The organism is Amycolatopsis sp. NBC_01307 (assembly GCF_035975215.1).
Lineage (GTDB): Bacteria > Actinomycetota > Actinomycetes > Mycobacteriales > Pseudonocardiaceae > Amycolatopsis.
Genome location: NZ_CP108403.1, coordinates 8,569,852 through 8,586,923, shown reverse-complemented (window position 1 = coordinate 8,586,923; position 17,072 = coordinate 8,569,852). Strand labels below are relative to the sequence as shown.

General features: G+C 70.3%; 14 protein-coding genes. 2 read left to right on the top strand and 12 right to left on the bottom strand.

Annotation, left to right across the window (positions count from 1 at the left end; all coding sequences use genetic code 11):
• Positions 1-23: 23 nt before the first annotated feature.
• The 7 genes from rplI to OG439_RS38000 all read right to left on the bottom strand — a co-directional run bounded on the left by rplI (position 24) and on the right by OG439_RS38000 (position 4,662).
• Positions 24-479 (bottom strand): 50S ribosomal protein L9, encoded by a 456-nt coding sequence (rplI, locus tag OG439_RS38030; RefSeq protein ID WP_247059561.1) that lies wholly within the window; start codon positions 477-479, stop codon positions 24-26.
• Between the two features lie 12 nt (positions 480-491).
• Positions 492-740 carry a 30S ribosomal protein S18 gene (gene rpsR, locus OG439_RS38025; protein WP_003098744.1) on the bottom strand — a complete coding sequence of 83 codons (249 nt, stop codon included), beginning with the start codon at positions 738-740 and terminating at the stop codon, positions 492-494.
• Positions 741-781: 41 nt separating this feature from the next.
• A complete protein-coding gene (locus tag OG439_RS38020; RefSeq protein WP_326945374.1) occupies positions 782-1,315 on the bottom strand; it encodes a single-stranded DNA-binding protein in 534 nt (177 codons plus the stop codon).
• 17 nt (positions 1,316-1,332) lie between these two features.
• Positions 1,333-1,668, bottom strand: coding sequence for a 30S ribosomal protein S6 (gene rpsF, locus OG439_RS38015; protein WP_247059559.1), 336 nt, complete (start codon positions 1,666-1,668; stop codon positions 1,333-1,335).
• Positions 1,669-1,782: 114 nt separating this feature from the next.
• Positions 1,783-2,706, bottom strand: a complete 924-nt coding sequence (locus OG439_RS38010) for a hypothetical protein (protein ID WP_326945373.1) — start codon at positions 2,704-2,706, stop codon at positions 1,783-1,785.
• A gap of 100 nt (positions 2,707-2,806) precedes the next feature.
• Positions 2,807-3,646: a hypothetical protein gene (locus OG439_RS38005; protein WP_326951720.1), complete on the bottom strand. Its 840-nt coding sequence runs from the start codon at positions 3,644-3,646 to the stop codon at positions 2,807-2,809.
• 188 nt (positions 3,647-3,834) lie between these two features.
• The gene (locus OG439_RS38000; protein ID WP_326945372.1) at positions 3,835-4,662 is read right to left on the bottom strand and encodes a hypothetical protein; all 828 of its coding nucleotides are present in this window, start codon (positions 4,660-4,662) and stop codon (positions 3,835-3,837) included.
• Between the two features lie 114 nt (positions 4,663-4,776).
• Between OG439_RS38000 and OG439_RS37995 the strand changes: the two genes are divergently transcribed.
• On the top strand, positions 4,777-5,550 hold the full coding sequence (locus tag OG439_RS37995; RefSeq protein WP_326945371.1) for a deoxyribonuclease IV: 774 nt from the start codon (positions 4,777-4,779) through the stop codon (positions 5,548-5,550).
• Here the strand turns inward: OG439_RS37995 and OG439_RS37990 are convergent.
• Entirely contained in the window at positions 5,547-7,097 is a 1,551-nt protein-coding gene (locus OG439_RS37990; protein WP_326945370.1) for a glycosyltransferase family 87 protein, read from the bottom strand. The genes OG439_RS37995 and OG439_RS37990 overlap by 4 nt on opposite strands.
• Positions 7,098-7,145: 48 nt before the next feature.
• On the bottom strand, positions 7,146-8,204 hold the full coding sequence (locus OG439_RS37985; protein WP_326945369.1) for an ROK family transcriptional regulator: 1,059 nt from the start codon (positions 8,202-8,204) through the stop codon (positions 7,146-7,148).
• Between the two features lie 56 nt (positions 8,205-8,260).
• On the opposite strand from OG439_RS37985, the gene OG439_RS37980 reads away from it, so the two are divergent.
• Positions 8,261-9,307 carry a Gfo/Idh/MocA family oxidoreductase gene (locus OG439_RS37980; protein WP_247059547.1) on the top strand — a complete coding sequence of 349 codons (1,047 nt, stop codon included), beginning with the start codon at positions 8,261-8,263 and terminating at the stop codon, positions 9,305-9,307.
• Between the two features lie 70 nt (positions 9,308-9,377).
• Here the strand turns inward: OG439_RS37980 and OG439_RS37975 are convergent, their stop codons facing one another.
• The 3 genes from OG439_RS37975 to OG439_RS37965 all read right to left on the bottom strand — a co-directional run bounded on the left by OG439_RS37975 (position 9,378) and on the right by OG439_RS37965 (position 17,017).
• The gene (locus tag OG439_RS37975; protein ID WP_326945368.1) at positions 9,378-11,846 is read right to left on the bottom strand and encodes a transglycosylase domain-containing protein; all 2,469 of its coding nucleotides are present in this window, start codon (positions 11,844-11,846) and stop codon (positions 9,378-9,380) included.
• 78 nt (positions 11,847-11,924) lie between these two features.
• Positions 11,925-14,192, bottom strand: a complete 2,268-nt coding sequence (locus OG439_RS37970) for a transglycosylase domain-containing protein (protein ID WP_326951719.1) — start codon at positions 14,190-14,192, stop codon at positions 11,925-11,927.
• 344 nt (positions 14,193-14,536) lie between these two features.
• The gene (locus tag OG439_RS37965; protein WP_326945367.1) at positions 14,537-17,017 is read right to left on the bottom strand and encodes a transglycosylase domain-containing protein; all 2,481 of its coding nucleotides are present in this window, start codon (positions 17,015-17,017) and stop codon (positions 14,537-14,539) included.
• Positions 17,018-17,072 lie beyond the last annotated feature (55 nt).

Here is a 17,072-nt window from a genome sequence, read left to right as displayed (position 1 = left end):
CCGCCTTCAGCACGTGCTACTGGCTACTTGGCCTTGACCTCGAGCCGGACCTCGACCTTGACGTCGGGGTGCAGCCGGGCGCCGACCGAGTGCTTGCCGACCGTCTTGATGTGGTCGCGCAGCTCGATGACGCGCTTGTCGAGCAGCGGGCCACCGGCCGCCTTGATCGCGTCCACGATCTCGGCCGAGGTGATCGAGCCGAAGAGCTTCTTCGAGCCCTCGGCCGACTTGCCGGTGAGCTGGATGGCGCCGAGGCCCTCCAGCGTCGCCTTGATCTCCTTGGCGTGGTCGAGGTCGCGGATGCGACGGCTCTCCTGCGCGCGCTGGATCGTGCGGACGTTCTTCTCCGCGCCCTTGGTGGCCGCGATCGCGTAACCCCGCGGGAGCAGGTAGTTGCGCGCGTAACCGTCCTTGACCTCAACGATGTCGCCGGGGCCGCCGAGGTTGGCCACGTCGGTGGTGAGGATGATCTTCGCCATCTCCGGGCCTCCTTAGCGCGCGGTCGAGGTGTAGGGCAGCAGCGCCATTTCGCGGGAGTTCTTTACCGCGATGGCGATGTCACGCTGGTGCTGGCTGCAGTTGCCGGTGACGCGACGGGCACGGATCTTGCCGCGGTCGGAGATGTACTTCCGCAGCAGGTTGGTGTCCTTGTAGTCGATCAGTTCCGGACGGCCCTTTTTCTCGGCCTTGCAGAACACGCAGACCTTCTTCTTGGGCTTGCGAATGGGTGGCTTGGCCACTGGTTACTCCTGGAATTCAACTCTTGTGGATGTGTACGAGATCAGAAGGGAGGCTCGTCGGAGAAGCCGCCGCCACCGCCACCGCTGCTCGCGGCCGGGGCGGAGCCCCACGGGTCGTCGGCCGGCATTCCGCCGCCACCGCCGCCACCGCGGTTTCCGCCGCCACCGCCACCGCCGCCGCCGCCGAAGTCACCACCGCCGCCGCCACCGCGGCTGACCTTGTTGACCTTGGCCGTGGCGTACTTCAGCGAGGGGCCGATCTCGTCGACCTCGAGCTCGACGACGGTGCGCTTCTCGCCTTCCTTCGTCTCGAACGACCGCTGCTTCAGCCGGCCCTGTACGACGACGCGAGCGCCGCGCGTCAGCGACTCGGCGACGTTTTCCGCCGCCTGCCGCCAGATGTTGCAGCGCAGGAACAGCGCCTCGCCGTCCTTCCACTCGCCCGACTGCTTGTCGAGCGTGCGGGGCGTGGACGCGACGGTGAAGTTCGCGACCGCCGCACCGGACGGGGTGAAACGCAGTTCCGGGTCGGACGTCAGGTTGCCGATCACCGTGATGACGGTGTCTCCAGCCATCGGGAATACCCTTCGGCTCAGGCCTTGGCGGCGACGACGGGCGGCTTGGCCGCGGCGGCGCGCTTGATCTCGCGACGCATGACCTTGGTGCGGAGCACGGTCTCCTGAAGCGACAGCTGACGGTCCAGCTCCTTCACCGCGTCCGAGGACGAGTTCAGGTCCAGCAGGGCGTAGATGCCCTCGGCGTGCTTCTTGATCTCGTACGAAAGCCGGCGCCGGCCCCAGACGTCGACCTTCTCGACGCTTCCGCCCGAAGTGCGGATCACGTTGAGGAAGGTGTCCAGCGTCGGAGCGACAGTGCGCTCGTCGAGCGTGGGGTCCAGGATGACCATTACCTCGTAATGGCGTGACACAACCACTCACCTCCTATGGGCTCGCGGCCACGGACTGTCCGTAGCAGGAGGGTTTGTCCAGGTAAGGCTACCTGGGGGTGCCGATCGGGCCGGACGGCGGGGGTCGGCTGGGGCTCAGGCGGCCCGGCGCAGGACCCAGGTCCGCACGAGCGCCGCGGTGACGCCGGCGAGCACGATCACCGCGAGCAGCATCGGCAGCTGGACGTCGTCCGGGCCGACGGGCGAGGACATCGACTGCGCGTTGCCGGCGTCGCGGATGTCGGCGCCCTGGCCGGCCTGGTCGCCGGTGCCGACCTGCGGCGCGGAGGCGTCACCGGGCAGCGTGCCGTTGGCCGGGTAACGCACCCCCGGCGCGACGGCGGTGCCCGGGGTCGCGGTGGGGAGGCCGCTGTAGTCGCGCATCGGCGCGGTGCCGCCACTGCCGCCCGCGGTGCCCGGGTTCAGGTTCGAGAGGTTGCCGGTCGAGCCGCCGCCGGGGCTGGTCGCGGTCCCGCCGCCCTGCTGCGCACCGGTCCCGCCGGCACCGGGCTGGCCCGGGGCGACGTAGTTGGTGGCGATGGTGGTCAGGCCGCAGCTCTTGGCGACGCTCGCCGAGACCGCGCCGAGCACCTCGTTCTTGGTGCCGTCGAGCACGCCGAGACCGTTGGAGCCCTTGAGCGCGGTGGCGACCGCGCTGCCGACCGCGGAGCCCGCGATCGTGCCGCCCGCGGCGTTCGGCACCTGGCCGACGGCCAGTGCGCCCTTGCCCGCGATGGTGTCGGCGATCGTGTTCGGCCACACCGAGAGGGCGGTCCAGAGGTGGGAGTTCACGTAGTCCTGCGCGCCCTTGCGGACGATCTCCTTCACGGAGGTGCCCTGCACCGCGACCGTGTCGCCCATGCTGCCGTTCACCGAACCCGTGCAGGTGCCGGCCAGCGTCGTCGCGGCCGAGGCGGTGCCCGCCGACAAGAAGGCACCCCCGGTGACGAAGGTGGCGATGGCGGTGACGGTCAGTGCGCGGCGGGTCGTCTGCCAGGTGGGGATCTTCCGCACGAGCACTGACCTCCGGAGGTCTATCGGGGCGTCGTCCTGGGCAACAGCAACACCAGGTGTACCAGGATCAACGACGGGGGTACGTGAAAGATACTCGGCAGTCGGCTCAATTGGCAGCGGCCATCCGGCGGAGCACCCAAGTGCGGACCAGGCCCGCGCTGACTCCGGAGAGTGCCAGAACGGCGATCAGCAGGGGCAGGTTCGACCCGTTCGTGAAACCGTCCTGTGCGGACGGTAGCGCTTCGGCCCGTCCCGCGGTCTGGATCCCGGAGTTGCCGGCGGCCGCGTCGTTCGGTCCGGTGAGGCCGTACTGCGGGGCGTAACCCGGGATCTGGCTGCCGTACCGGATCGCCGGCGACGGCGTGAACAACCCGGCCGTCGCGAACGGGATGCCGCCGTAGTCGCGCATCGGCGCGTAACCGGAGCCGACGGAGAACGGGAAGCCGCCGAACACCGGGCTCGTCGCGAAGCCGGGCAGGAGCGGGCTGTTGGCGTCCGGGATCGGGGTGGTGCCCTGCGGGGTCCCACCCTGCGGCGCGCCCCCGGTCCCGCCCTGGGCGGGTGGTTGCTGCGGGTTGCCACCGGTGCCGGGCGCCGGGGACTGCTGCTTGGCGCCGCCGCCGTTGATGGTGTTGAGACCGCCGGTCGCGGCGGAGTTGAGGCCGTCGGCGCCTTGGTTGACCGCGCTCGCGAGCGGGGCGCCGACCACCGGGACCGGCGACACCACGGTGTTCACGACGTTGACGGTGACCTTGCAGAGCGTGTTGAGCAGGCCGCCGACGGTGGCCGTGAGCACGGTGGTCGCCTGGCCGACGATGCCCAGGTCGATCGGCGCCAGGCCGAGCAGGGTGCCGGTGATCTTGTCGCCGGGTTTCGCGGTCACGGTGCTGCCGCAGGGCACGGTCTTCGTCTCCGCGGCCGAGGCGGTGCCTGGCATCCCGAGCACAGCCGAACCCGCGAGGACGAACGCCGTCGCACCGACCGCCGTTGCTCTGCGTGCCCGGTTCTCCATGCTCGCCGCCCCTCGTCTCGTGCCCTCTGCCCAGGACAACGACGTTAAGGCAGACGAGTAACGCCCGCTCGCTCAGGAATGTCCGGCATTCGAGTGGAAGCGGGCGTCACGGTGGGTGAATCTCACGCGGGGCGGCGGCGGATCCAGGCCCGGACGAGGGCCGCCGCGACGATCGCGAGGGCCAGCACCGCGAGCAGCATCGGCAGTTTCGCCGGCGGCGTGACGCCGGGGAGCGCCACCGCGGAGCCGGACTTCTGCTCGTCGACCGTCGGGACCTGCGCGCCCGGGATGATCTGGGCGATCACCGGCACCTGCACCAGGCTGCCGGGCAGCAGCGCGGCGTTGGTGAAGACGCCCGAGATCGCGTCACCCGGCAGGCCCGCGCCGCCGGAACCGGGACCGGTGAGCACCGGGCCGAGGCTGTCGCCGGGCGGGGTCTGCCCGGGCGGCGTCTGCCCTGGCGGCGTCGTCGGTGGGGGCGGCTGCTGGGGCGGCGTCGTCGGCGGCGGCGTGCCGGGCGGCACGGGCAGCTGCGGCACGCCGACGTCTTGCAGGATGCTCTGTGTCGTGTTCCCGACGGCGTTGACCGTGCCCTGCGCGACGGGGCAGACGGCCTTCGCGGCGACGTCGCCGACCACCGGGACGTCACCGAGGCCGAGCGTCCGCACGGTGTCGCCGACCGGGAGGGTCAGCAGCGGTGCCGAGCCGTTCGTGTTCTTCGCGCTCGAGTCGAGGCCGACGGTCAGCCGGTCCGGGGAGTTGAGGGGCGCACCCGCGTCCAGCAGCAGGCCGTTCGGCCCGCTGCGGGCCTGGCCGTTCTGGAGGGTGGCCGCGCAGTCGCCGCCGAGGGTCGGACTGGAAGCGGCGCTCGCCACGCCCGGTGCCGCGAGGGCGGCGGAAGCGGCGAGCGTGAACCCCAGTGCGGTGATCCGGGCGACGTGCTTCCCCATCGATGCCCTCCGGCAGTCGGACCAATCTGGATCACGGAACGCGCTCACGGTACTCCACGAGCGTCACCATCCGGGTCCGCAGGCCGAAGTTCATCCGGGAGTAGCGTGCTCGGCATGCTGATTGGCGCCCATGTCCGTGACGACGACCCGTTGACCGCGGTCGCCGACCGCAAAGCCGACGTCGTCCAGTTCTTCCTCTCCGACCCCCAGGGCTGGAAAGCCCCGAAGCCGCACCCCCACGGCGAGGCCATCCTGGCCGACCCGGTCGAGGTGTTCATCCACTCGCCGTACCTCATCAACGTGGCGTCGCTGAACAACAAGATCCGGATCCCGTCCCGCAAGAACGTCACGCAGCACGCGGACGGGGCCGCCGCGGTCGGCGCGAAGGGCCTGATCGTGCACGGCGGGCACGTCGGCGCCAACGACGACGTCGAGGCCGGGCTCGACAACTGGCGCAAGCTCTTCGAGCGCGAGCAGGAGAAGGGCGGCTTCAAGGTCCCGATCCTGATCGAGAACACCGCCGGCGGCGAGAACGCGATCACCCGCGACCTCGACGTCATCGCCCGGTTGTGGGACAAGGTCGGCGAGTTCGGCGCCGGGTTCTGCCTGGACACCTGCCACGCCTACGCCGCCGGCTGGGACCTCGCGACCGCCGTCGAGAAGGTCAAGGCCATCACCGGCCGGATCGACCTGGTGCACCTCAACAACTCCCGCGACGAGTTCGGCTCGACGCGGGACCGGCACGCGAACGTCGTCGAGGGCGAGGGCACGATCGACCCCGAGGCCCTGGTCGCGGTCGCCCGCGAGGCCGGTGCCCCGGTGATCGTCGAAACCCCGGCCGACGGTCAGGCCGCCGACATCGCGTACCTGAAGGAACAGCTCGCCTAAACGGCCACGGCCCGCCGGCGGCGCCGGGTGGCGTTCGGGATGATCACGTCCCGGGCGCCGTCGAGGAAGCCGCCGGCCGGGTCGTCGTCGCCGGCGATCCGGACCAGGTCGGTCGCCGGGCGGTAGATCTCGCGGACCACCAGCACGCACAGGCCGACGACGGCCAGGTCGCGGAGCACGACCGTGCCCAGGAAGAAGCCTTCGGGCAGGCCTTTGTGGTCGACGCCGAGGTAGTAGAACATCCGCGGCACCCACACCAGCGCGTCGATCAGCATCCAGCCGAGCAGCAGCCGCCAGCGCGGGATGGCCAGCACGGCCAGCGGCACCAGCCACAGCGAGTACTGCGGGCTCCACACCTTGTTGGTCAGCAGGAACGCGGCCACGACGAGGAACGCCAGCTGCCCCAGCCGCGGCCGGCGCGGCGCCGCCAGCGCCACGTACGCGATGCCCGCGCAGCAGGCCAGGAACAGCACGGCGATCGTCCAGTTGAGGTAGGTCGGCGGCTGGTTCTTCTGCAGCACGCCGTCGAACCCGGCCCAGCCGGTCGTGTACGAGAAGACGTTGTAGAGCGAGTCCGGGTCCATCGGCCGCAGGGTGTTCAGCCGGAAGAACTCCCACCAGCCGCGGGTCGCGGTGAGGATGAACGGCGCGTTCACCGCCACCCACGTCACGACGGCGGCCGCGGCGGTGCGCCAGAACGGCGTCAGCTTCCCCGCACGCAGGCAGAGCACGAACAGCACGCCGAGCAGCAGCAGCGGGTAGAGCTTCGCCGTCGCGCCCAGGCCGAGCAGGAGCCCGGCGAGCAACGGCCGTTTCCGGGACCAGGCGAGCAGGCCGGTGGCCGTGAACGCGGTCGCGATCGCGTCGAAGTTGGTGAACGCGTGCACCAGGACCAGCGGTGACGCCGCCACCAGCACCATGTCCCACGGCCGGCGTTTCATCGTCCGGCCGGTGGCCCAGACGGTGATCAGCCAGGCCATCGACAAGAAGAACGCGGAGATGTTGAAGTAGATCGCCACGGGCAACGCGCCGGGCAGCCAGCCGGTCTCGGCGATGTTGAGCCAGCCCGCCGCGAGCTTCGCGTTCACCCACTGGAAGAGCCCGGTGAACACCGGGTACTCCATGTACCGGGTGTCGTTCTCCGCGGTCTGCGAGCTCTCCTTCCACGACGTGTAGTACGGGAAGGTGCTCGGCCGGTCGAGTCGCTCGGAGCTGTAGAGCGGCACGATGTCGGAGTAACACATCGCGACGAACGGGCGGCCCGCGCGCCAGTCGAGCTGGGTGGCGCCGCTGGAGTCCTGGTACTGCTGGATGCAGGAGCCCTTGCCGAACCAGCAGAGCATCAGGGCCAGCGTTGCCAGCAGCAGCCCGACGCGCTGCGGGGACCAGAACCAGTGCCTGCCGACCGCGGCGTGCTCGCCCAGCGGCCCGCCGACGGGTCTGGTGACCGCCGCCGCGAGTGGGTCGTTCCAGCTCGGGACGACCCGATCCGCCCTGCTCAGCGTCACGGGGCCGGGGTCCGGCTCGCGCGTGGTCTCCTCTGGCACGACCGGGATGTTATCGGTGATCGCCCGGCGGCGAGGTGAAGGCGACGATCATGCCGGATTCGCGTAGTACGAGGCCAGGACCTCGGCGGCCGCGCCACGCGTGACGATCTCCTCGCCGAAGGAGTCCTCGACGACCTCGATGCGCTGCCAGTGCGGCAGCGGCAGCAGTTCCTCGAGCCGCTCCGAAACGGCGTCACGGTAAGTGCCCGGTTCGTCCCGCACCGCGCGTCCGGCCAGCACGATCCGTTCCAGATCGAGCACCTGGACGAGGTCGGCGAGGCCGATCCCGAGGAAGCCGGCGGCGGTCCGCGTGTCGGGGGCCTGCTTGGCCATGATCTCGACGCAGCCGCGCCGCCCGCAGGCGCAGCGGGGGCCGTCGTAGGCGATCGTGGTGTGCCCGAACTCACCCGCGTTGGTCCGCGGGCCGCGGTAGAGGTGCCCGTCGATCAGCAGGCCGACGCCGATGCCGGTACCGACCAGCACGACGGCCGTCGCCGTCGGCTCGCCGTGCGGCCACAGCTGGGCGAACGCGGCGGCGTTGGTGTCCTTGTCCAGCACCACCGGCAGCCCGGTGCGCTTCTCGAGCAGGTCGCGCAGCGGGACGTCGTGCCAGCCGGGCATGCTCGTCGCGTCGCGGACCAGGCCGGCGAGGTGGTCCAGCGGGCCGACCGCGCCCAGGCCGAGGCCGAGCACTCCGAAGCCGTCCGCCAGTTCGAGCGCGGTGGTCCCGATGGCTTCGACGGCCTGGTCGGGGGTGAACCCGACCGGGAGCGGGCCGCCCGCCGTCTCCTCGACCTCGCCGATGAGGTTGGTCCGCAGCACGCGGTACTCGTCGCGGTCGAGGCGCGCGCCGAGCGCGTGGCGGGCGCCGGAGCGGACGGTCAGCTGCGTGCGGGGCTTGCCGACACCCGCGGACGGCTGCCGCTCTTCGTCCAGGAGGCCGGCGTCGAGCAGTTCGGGCACGATCTTGGACACGGCCTGCTGGGTGAGGCCGGTGCGTTCGGCGAGCTCGACCCGGCTGAGGCCACCGGCCCGCAGGATGTGCGTGAGCAGGAGGGCGCGGTTGTGCTCGCGCACGTTGCGCAGGTTCCGCCCGGTGGCCGCCATGGTCTAGATCTTCGCACGCCTGGTCAATTTCGCAACACTGTTGTTTAATGGGCGCCATGGTTGACGACTTGCGGGTGGGCATCCTCGGCTACGGCATCGGAGGACGCGTCTTCCACGCACCGCTGGTGGCGGCGACGCCCGGGCTGACCCCCGCGGTGATCACGACGTCGAGCAACGCCGTCCAGGCGCGCACCGACAACCCCGGCGCGGAGATCGTCCCGGACGCCGACGCGCTGTTCGAGCGCGCGGGCGAGCTCGACCTGATCGTGGTCAGCACGCCGAACCGCACGCACGTCCCGCTCGCGCTGCGGGCCATCGCGGCCGGCGTGCCGGTGGTCGTCGACAAGCCGTTCGCGCCGACCGCGGCCGAGGCCGAGCAGGTCGTCGCCGCGGCGAAGGCGGCGGGCGTCGGGCTCACCGTCTTCCAGAACCGCCGCCTCGACTCCGACTTCCTCACCGTGCGGCAGGTCCTCGACTCGGGCCGCCTCGGCGAGGTGTTCCGCTTCGAGTCCCGCTACGACCGCTGGGTGCCCAAGCCGAAGGACAACTGGCGCGAGTTCGGCGACCCGGCCGAGGCCGGCGGGCTGCTCTACGACCTCGGCGCGCACATCGTCGACCAGGCGCTGCAGCTGTTCGGCCCGGTCACCCGGGTCTACGCGGAGGTCGACCGCCGCCGGGCAGGCGTCCAGGTCGACGACGACGTCTTCGTCGCGCTGCACCACGCCAACGGCGTCCGCTCGCAGCTGTGGGCGTCGGCGCTCGCGGGCACCCAGAACCCGCGGTTCCGCGTGCTCGGCGACCAGGCGACGTTCACCAAGTACGGCCTCGACGTCCAGGAACCCCAGATCAAGACGGGCATGCGCCCCGGCGACGACGGCTGGGGCGTGGAACCGGCGGCGGACGCGGGCAAGATCGGCGTCGGCAACGACGTCAAGACCGTGCCCACCGAAACCGGTCGCTACGAGCAGTTCTACGCCCAGGTTCGCGACGCCCTGCGCGGCGAAGGCGAGTTCCCGGTCGACCCGGAGTCGTCGGTCGCGGCCCTGCGCGTGATCGAGGCGGCGCACCGCTCCGGCGTCGAAGGGATCGTCGTCGAGCTCTGACCCCCAGACCGGCCGTGACCTCGGTGTCCCCCAGCTCCGAGGTCACGGCCTTCTCTTTGTGAAACGCGGGTCAGCCGCCCGGATCCGGGTCGCCGCTCTGGCCGGAGTCGTTGCCCCCGTTGCCGTTCCCGTTGTTCCCGGTCGTGTTGTTCCCCGTGGTGTTGCCGTTGTTGCCGCCGCCGTTGCGGTTGCGCTGGCGGTCCTGCAGCTCCTGAAGCCGTTGCTGGAACTGGCGGAGCTGGTCCTGCTGTTGCTGCCGGTCGCCGGGCTGGGCCTGGTTCCGCTGGTCACGCGGCTGCTGCTGTTGCTGCTGTTGCGGTGGCGGGGGTAGCTGGACCTGCACCTGCTGCTGGTCCACCGGCGAGCTGATCGCCGCGACGCGGTCGAAGCGTTCGGCCGGTTTGCCCTGCAGGTACAGCTGCATGAAGCGGTCCCAGATCGGGCCCGCCAGCGTCGACCCGAACAGCGGGGCGCCGCCCGGGCCGTGCAGCGCCTTGTCGCCGTCGCTGCCCACCCAGACCGCCGCCGAGACCGACGGCGTGTAGCCGACCATCCACGTCTGGGCGTTCGCGTTGGCGGCCGACGCCGGTTCGTCGTTCTGCGGGGTGTGCTGCTGAGTGCCGGTCTTGCCCGCGCACTCGTGGCCGGCCGGGCAGGTCAGGTGCGAGAACTGGATGACCGGCGCCAGCGCCGCCGTCACGTTGCCCGCGATCTGCGCGCTCTTGGCCGCGTCGTTGTCGGCGAAGGCGTCCGTGGACCGATCCTGGGCTTCGTACGCCGTTTCGCCGTTCGCGTTGGTCACCTTCTGCACGAAGTGCCGCTGACGCTGGACGCCGCCCGCCGCGAACGTCGCGTAGCCCGAGGCCATGTCCGCCGGCGTCACCTGCGTCGCGCCGCCGCCGATCGAGATGTTGTTGTCACCGGTGAACAACGCGCTGCGGCCGCCGTTGTCCTTCGTTCGGATGCCCGCTTCCTGCGCGGCTTCCGCCACCCCGGACGGCTTCGTCACGTTCAGCACCATGTCGTAGAACACCGTGTTCGTGGACCGCTGCATCGCCTCCGCGACCGTGCACTCGTCGGAGCAGCTGCTGCTGTCACCCGCGTTGCGGATCGGCAGGTTGACGCCGGGGAACGTCCGCGGTGAGGTGCCGTCGAACCGCGCGTCGAGGCCGCGGCCGAGCTTGAGGAACGCCGCCAGGTCGAACGGCTTCATCGACGACCCGGGGTTGTGCGCCTCGTCGGCCCAGTCGCGGCCGGCCTGGTCTTCGCCGTTCGGGCCCTTCACCACCGGATCGCCGCCGTAGTAGGCGAGCACGCCGCCGGTCTTCGGGTCGACGGCGACCAGCGCGTCGAGGATCTGGGTGTCGGTCTGTTCGGCCATCTGCTCGGTCACGGCCTGCTCGGCCGACTGCTGCGCCTGCGAGTCGATCGTGGTGAACACCTGGAACCCGCCGCGGTAGTACTCCTGCTCGCTGATCCCCTGCGCCGCCAGCTCGGCCTTGACCTGCTTCTTGACGAACGGGTTCAGCGCGCCGGCCTGCTTGCTCTCCACCAGCGGGATCGGGGCCGGGAACTTCGCCGCGGCGCGCTGGGCCGGTGTCAGGTAACCGTTCTTGAGCATCCGGTCCAGCGCCGTCGTCCAGCGGGCCGTGGCGACGGCGGTGTTCTCCGAGCGGCCCGGCTGCTGGATCAGCCCGGCCAGCAACGCGGCCTGCGAGTAGTCGAGCTGGCCGACGTCCTGGCCGAAGTAGGCCTGCGCGGCGGCCTGGATGCCGTACGCGCCGCGGCCGAAGTAGATGATGTTGAGGTAGGCGGTGATGATGTCCGCCTTCTCGTAGGTCTGGTTCATCTTGAACGACTTCGCGAGCTCGGTCCACTTGCGCGTGAGCGTCGGATCGTCGTCGCCGGACGCGTTCTTGATGTACTGCTGGGAAATCGTCGAGCCACCACCGGACCCGCCGGTGACCTGGTTGTACGCCGCCCGCAGGATGCCGCCGACGTCGAAGCCCGAGTTCGTCTCGAACGACGCGTCCTCGGTCGCGATCACGGCTTTCTTGACGACGTCCGGGATCTGGTTCGCCGCCAGGATCTGCCGGTTGCCGCCGGTGGGCACGTCCTTGCCCATCTCGGTGCCGTCGCGGTAGAGGTACGTCACGGCCTGGCCCTGTGCCTGCGCGACGGTCTCCGGTGACGGGACGTCGACGGCCAGGTAGGTGATCGCGAACGCGATCCCGGGTACGACGACGAACAGTCCCGCCGCCACGTACCCGATCCGCCGGATCCGCCGCCAGCGCCGTTTCCGCACGTCCTGCTCGGTGCTCGGCCGGGGCCGCCGCGGCGGCTGACCCGGGCGGGGCAGCAGGATCGGCACCGTCGGCGGGTCGTCCGGCTCGGTGCCGTTGTGGACGTGGTGGGTGATCAGCTCCGGTTCGCTGCCCTGCAGCCCGGCGCGGGGCAGCGGCCGGGCGCCCGGCCGCCGGGGACGTCGGCGGGGATCGGGAGCGCGACCGCGCGAAGTGCGGGTTCGGTCGTTGGTCACGGGCCGGCCTCCACGGTGGGCTGCGGACGCAGTCCTCTCGGAGGGCACACGTACCGCGGCCCACCGTGGTTCAGGCCGTCAGTGGCCCGGATCGTCCCCCGTGGTCGGCGTCTCCTTCGACGACGTCGGCTTCGTGTGCTTCGGCGTGCTCTCCTGCGACGACGACTGGTCGCCGTCGTGGCCGTGGTCGCCGCTGTCGTTCCCGCCGTTGTCGCCCTGGTCGCCGCCCTGGTCGGGGTTCTCGCCCGTGGGCGTCGCGTCGGTCGTCGTCGCGACGTCCGACGACGGCGGCGGGGCGACCTCGCCGCCGATGCGATCCACCTTGTCGAACTTCTCGCCCGGCTTGCCCGCCAGGTAGAGCGACATGAACTTCTGCCACATCGGGCCGGCGATCGTCGAGCCGTAGATCGGCGAGTTGTTCTTGCCGTGCAGCGGCTTGTTGCCGTCGCCGCCGACCCAGGCCGCCACCGAGACGGACGGCGTGTAGCCGACCATCCACGTCTGCGAGTTCGCGTTCGCCGCCCACGACGGCTCACCCGCGGTCTTCGTGTGCTGCTGCGTCCCGGTCTTGCCGGCGCACTCGTGGCCGGCCGGGCACTTCAGGTGCGAGAAGTCGATGACCGGCTTCAGCGCTTCGGTGACGTTCCCGGCGATCTGGCGGCTCTTGTCCGAGTCGCTGTCGAACGCGGGCTTGGCGTCGGTCGGCGCTTCGTACGCGACCTCGTCCTGCCCGTTGACGACCTTCGTCACGAAGTGCCGCGCGCGCTGCTCGCCGTTGGCCGCGAAGGTCGCGTACGCCGAGGCCATGTCGACCGGCGTGATCTGCGTTTCGCCACCGCCGAGCGAGATGTTGTTGTCCTTGGTCGAAATGATCGACTGGCCACCGTCGTCCTTGGTCGTGACGCCGGCCTCCTGCGCGGCCTGCTTGACCGGGCCCTGCTTCGTGTCGTTGAGGACCATGTCGTAGAACACCGTGTTCGCCGAACGCATCATCGCCTCGGAGACGGTGCACTGCGTCGAGCAGCTGCTGCCCGGGCCGGCGTTGCGGACGACGCGGCCGTCGAACGTCCGGTTGTTGGAGCCGTCGAACGTCGAGTCGAGGCCCTTGCCCATCTTGAGGAACGCCGTGAGGTCGAACGCCTTCATCGACGAACCCGGGTTCTGCGGGGTGTCCGCCCAGTCGCGTCCGGCCTGGTCCTGCCCGTTGACCTGGATGATCGGCTTGCCGCCGTAGTAGGCGAGCACACCGCCGGTCTTCGGGTCGACCGCGACGAGCGCGTTGAGCAGCTGGTCGTCGACCTGGCCCTTCATCGCTTCGGTGGCCGCCTGTTCCGCGGCCTGCTGCGCCTTCGGGTCGATCGTCGTGTGCACCTGGAAGCCGCCGGAGTAGTAGCGGTCCTCCGGGATGTCGTGCGCGGCGAGCTCGTCCTTCACCTGCTGCACGACGAACGCGGGCGGCGCGCCGGCCTGCTGCTTGCTGTCCTCGAGCGGGATCGGCGTCGGGAACTGCGCCGACTGGCGCTCGGCCGCGCTGATGTAGTTGTTCTTCAGCATCCGGTCGAGCGCGGTGGTCCAGCGGTCGTGCGCGACCTTGTCGTTCTCCGACCGGCCCGGCTGCTGGATCAGGCCGGCGAGCAGTGCCGCTTCCGAGTAGGTCAGGTCCTTCGCGTCCTTGTGGAAGAAGGCCTGCGACGCCGCGCCCACCCCGTACGCCCCGCGCCCGAAGTAGATGATGTTCAGGTACGCGGTGATGATGTCCTTCTTCTCGTACGTCTGGTTCATCTTGAAGGACTTGGCCAGCTCGGTCCACTTGCGCGTCAACGTCGGGGCGTCGTTGTCGGTGGCCTTCTTGATGTACTGCTGGGAAATCGTCGAACCGCCACCGGTACCGGCGGTGGCCTGGTTGTACACCGCGCGCAGCAGGCCGCCGACGTCGAAGCCGGAGTTCGTCTCGAACGACGAGTCCTCGGTCGCGATCGCCGCGTGCTTCATGATGTCGGGGATCTGGTCCGGGCTGAGCAGCACGCGGTTGCCGCCGCGCGGCACGTCCTTGCCCATCGGCGAGCCGTCGGCGTAGAAGTACGACACCGCCTGGCTCTGGTTCTGCGCGACCTCCGTCGGCGACGGGACGTCGACCAGGAAGTACGTGATGACGAACGCGATCGCCGGGAGCACGACGAACACCCCGACGACGCCGTAGCCGACGCGCCGGATGATCTTCCAGCGCCGCTTCTTGCGTTGTTCCGGGGTGAGGACCGGTTTGCCGTCGCCGTCCGGCTCGACGTCGTCGTAGGCGTCCTGCTCCTCGTACGCGTGGTGCGTCATCAGCTCGGGCCCGCCGCTCATCGGCGGCGGCTCGGGCCGGTAGCCACGCGGCTGCTGCCACGGCTGTTGCGGCTGCGCCGGGGGTTGCTGCTGCGGCCGGCCCCCGGGCGGCGTCGGCGGGCGGCGCGGGCCCTGGCCGCGCGGTCCCTGTGGTCCGGACGGCCCCTGACGGCGCGGATCAGGACCCTGGCCGGGCCAGGAGCGGGATCGATCGTCGGGCACGGGGCAGTCCTCCAGTCAGTGTGGGCGGCAATGGTCGCCACCCCTGTTGGAAGGGACGCGCGTGAACCCCGTGGGTTGCCGGATGATCACCCCGGAAACGGTTCAGGGCCCTCCGCGCGATCGCGGAGGGCCCTGAACGTCGGCTAACCCGGGCCTGCGCCCGGTGGGGCAGCGATCCCGCCACCACCTCCGTTGCCGAACGTGTTGCCGATCCCGGGATCGGAGGTTCCCGGCGGGCCGGGTCGCGTCCGGCTCGTCTTCGTGGTCGACGTGTTCGTGTCGGTGTCCGTCGGCTCGGTGCTGGTGGTCGTCTCCGGGGTGCTCGGCGGCGGCGTCGTGGTGGTCGGCGTGTCCGGCGGCTTCGACTGCGTGGTCGTCACGTCGTTGACGTCCTTGCCGATCGCCTGCACCTTGTCGAACTTCTCCGCCGGTTTGCCCTTGAGGTAGAGCTTCATGAAGTTTTCCCACGTCGGACCAGCGACGGTGGCACCGAAGATCGGCTTGTTCTTCGGGTCGTGCAGCGGCTTGTTGCCGTCACCGCCGACCCAGACCGCGGCCGACACGGACGGCGTGTAACCCACCATCCACGTCTGCGCGTTGCGGTCCTTGTACGCGGCCGGGTCGCTGTCCTTCGCCGTGTACTGCTGCGTACCCGTCTTGCCGGCGCACTCGTGGCCGGTCGGGCACTTCAGGTTCGAGTGCGCGATGACCGGCTGCAGCGCCTCGGTGACGTTGCCCGCGATCTGCTGGCTCTTCGACGCGTCGTCGGCGAACGCCGGGTTGGTCTTGATGTTGTTCTCGTCGAACTCCACCTCGTCCTGCCCGTTCGTCAGCTTCCCGACGAAGTGCTGCTCGTGGTAGACGCCGCCGCTGGCGAACGACGCGTACGCCGCCGCCATGTCCTCCGGCGTCACGGCCGTGCCACCACCACCGAGCGAGATGTTGTTGTCGTCGGTGTAGAGGACGCTCTTGCCGTCCGGCGCGACCTTGACCCCGGCTTCCTTCGCCGCTTCCGCGACCCGCGACGGCTTCGTCACGTTCAGGACCATGTCGTAGAACACGGTGTTCGCCGAGATCTCCATCGCCTTCGCGACGGTGCAGTCCTTGCCGCAGCTGGCGCTGTCACCCGCGTTCCGGACGACACGGCCGCCCAGCGACCGGTTGTTCGAGCCGTCGAACGTCTCGCCGAGGCCCTTGCCCATCTTCAGGAACGCCGTGAGGTCGAACGCCTTCACCGACGAACCCGGGTTGCGGGCCTGGTTGGCGCGGTCCTGGGCGATCTGGTCCTTGCCGCTGGCGTCCTTCACCAGCTCCGGACCGCCGTAGTAGGCGATCACCCCGCCCGTTTTCGGGTTGACCGCGACCAGCGCGTTCAGCAGGTTCTCGTCCGTCTGGCCCTTCATGCCTTCCTGGGACGCCTGCTCCGCGGCCGCCTGGGCCGCCGGGTCGATCGTGGTGTAGATCTTCGCGCCGGTCGAAAACAGCTTGTTCTCGTCGTAGCCCTTGGCCGCCAGCTCGTCCTTGATCCGTTGCTGGAGCTGGTAGGTCATCTTCCCCGAGTCCTGCTCCTTGTTGGAGTTCTTCGCGATCGGGGTCGGGTACTGGAAGCCGGCGCGCTCGTCCGCGCGCAGCCACTTGTTGGCGACCATCTGGTCCATCACGTACGCCCAGCGCTTCTGGGCGTACGCCTCGTTCTCCGAGCGGCCGGGGCCCTGGATCAGGCCGGCCAGCAGGGAGGCTTCGGAGGCGTTGAGGTCCTTGGCGTCCTTGTTGAAGTAGGCCTTGGCGGCCGCCTGGATGCCGTTCGCCCCGCGTCCGAAGTAGACGATGTTCAGGTAGGAAGTGATGATCTCTTCCTTGGACTGCTGGTTGTTCATCTTGAACGACTTCGCCAGCTCGGTCCACTTGCGGGTCAGCGTCTGCTGGTCGTTCTGCGTCGCCTGCTTGATGTACTGCTGGGAGATCGTCGAACCACCGCCCTGGCCGCCGGTCACCTGGTTGAAGACCGCGCGCAGGATGCCGGTGACGTCGAAGCCCGAGTTGGTCTCGAACGTCGCGTCCTCCGCCGAGTAGACGGCGTGCTTGACGACCTCGGGCACCTCGCCCGGCTTCAGCAGCTGGCGGTCGCCGCCCGGGGGCAGCTCGCGGCCCAGCTGCTGGCCGTTGGCGTCGAAGTAGGTGATCGGCTGGCTCTGCAGCGCCTTGATGCTCTCCGGCGTCGGCACGTCGACCAGGAAGTAGGTGATGACGAACGCGATCGCGGGCACTACGACGAACAACCCGAAGAAGACGTACGCGCACCGGCGGATGATCTTCCAGCGGCGCTTCTTCTTCTGCGCCGGCGTCAGGACCCTCTTGCCCTTTTCGTCGAGCTCTTCCTGAGGCTCGACGTCGTCCGCGTACTCGTTGAAGGCGGCGTCTTCGTAGCCGTCGTCGTACGGGTCGCGGCCGATGTCGTCGGTGCCGTTGTGCGCGTGGTGGGTGATCAGGTCCGGCTCGCGCCCGGGCGGCGGCACCGGGCGGCGGCCGGGCGGTGGCTGGCGGAAGCCCTGCGGCGGCGACCCGGGCGGACCCTGCTGCGGCCGCTGGCCGGGCGGCGGCGGGACCGGCCGGCGCGCGGGCATGCCCTGCTGCCGGGGTCGCTGCGGACGGCGCGCGGGTTCGTCGGCGGGCCACTGG

What these genes read in the sequence shown, in the direction of transcription:
- OG439_RS38020 (WP_326945374.1), bottom strand. Translation starts at nt 1,315, where the DNA reads ATGGCTGGAGACACCGTCATCACGGTGATCGGCAACCTGACGTCCGAC.
- OG439_RS37985 (WP_326945369.1), bottom strand. Translation starts at nt 8,204, where the DNA reads ATGGCGGCCACCGGGCGGAACCTGCGCAACGTGCGCGAGCACAACCGC.
- rplI (WP_247059561.1), bottom strand. Translation starts at nt 479, where the DNA reads ATGGCGAAGATCATCCTCACCACCGACGTGGCCAACCTCGGCGGCCCC.
- OG439_RS38000 (WP_326945372.1), bottom strand. Translation starts at nt 4,662, where the DNA reads ATGGGGAAGCACGTCGCCCGGATCACCGCACTGGGGTTCACGCTCGCC.
- OG439_RS37965 (WP_326945367.1), bottom strand. Translation starts at nt 17,017, where the DNA reads ATGCCCGCGCGCCGGCCGGTCCCGCCGCCGCCCGGCCAGCGGCCGCAG.
- OG439_RS37970 (WP_326951719.1), bottom strand. Translation starts at nt 14,192, where the DNA reads ATGAGCGGCGGGCCCGAGCTGATGACGCACCACGCGTACGAGGAGCAG.
- OG439_RS37980 (WP_247059547.1), top strand. Translation starts at nt 8,261, where the DNA reads ATGGTTGACGACTTGCGGGTGGGCATCCTCGGCTACGGCATCGGAGGA.
- OG439_RS37995 (WP_326945371.1), top strand. Translation starts at nt 4,777, where the DNA reads ATGCTGATTGGCGCCCATGTCCGTGACGACGACCCGTTGACCGCGGTC.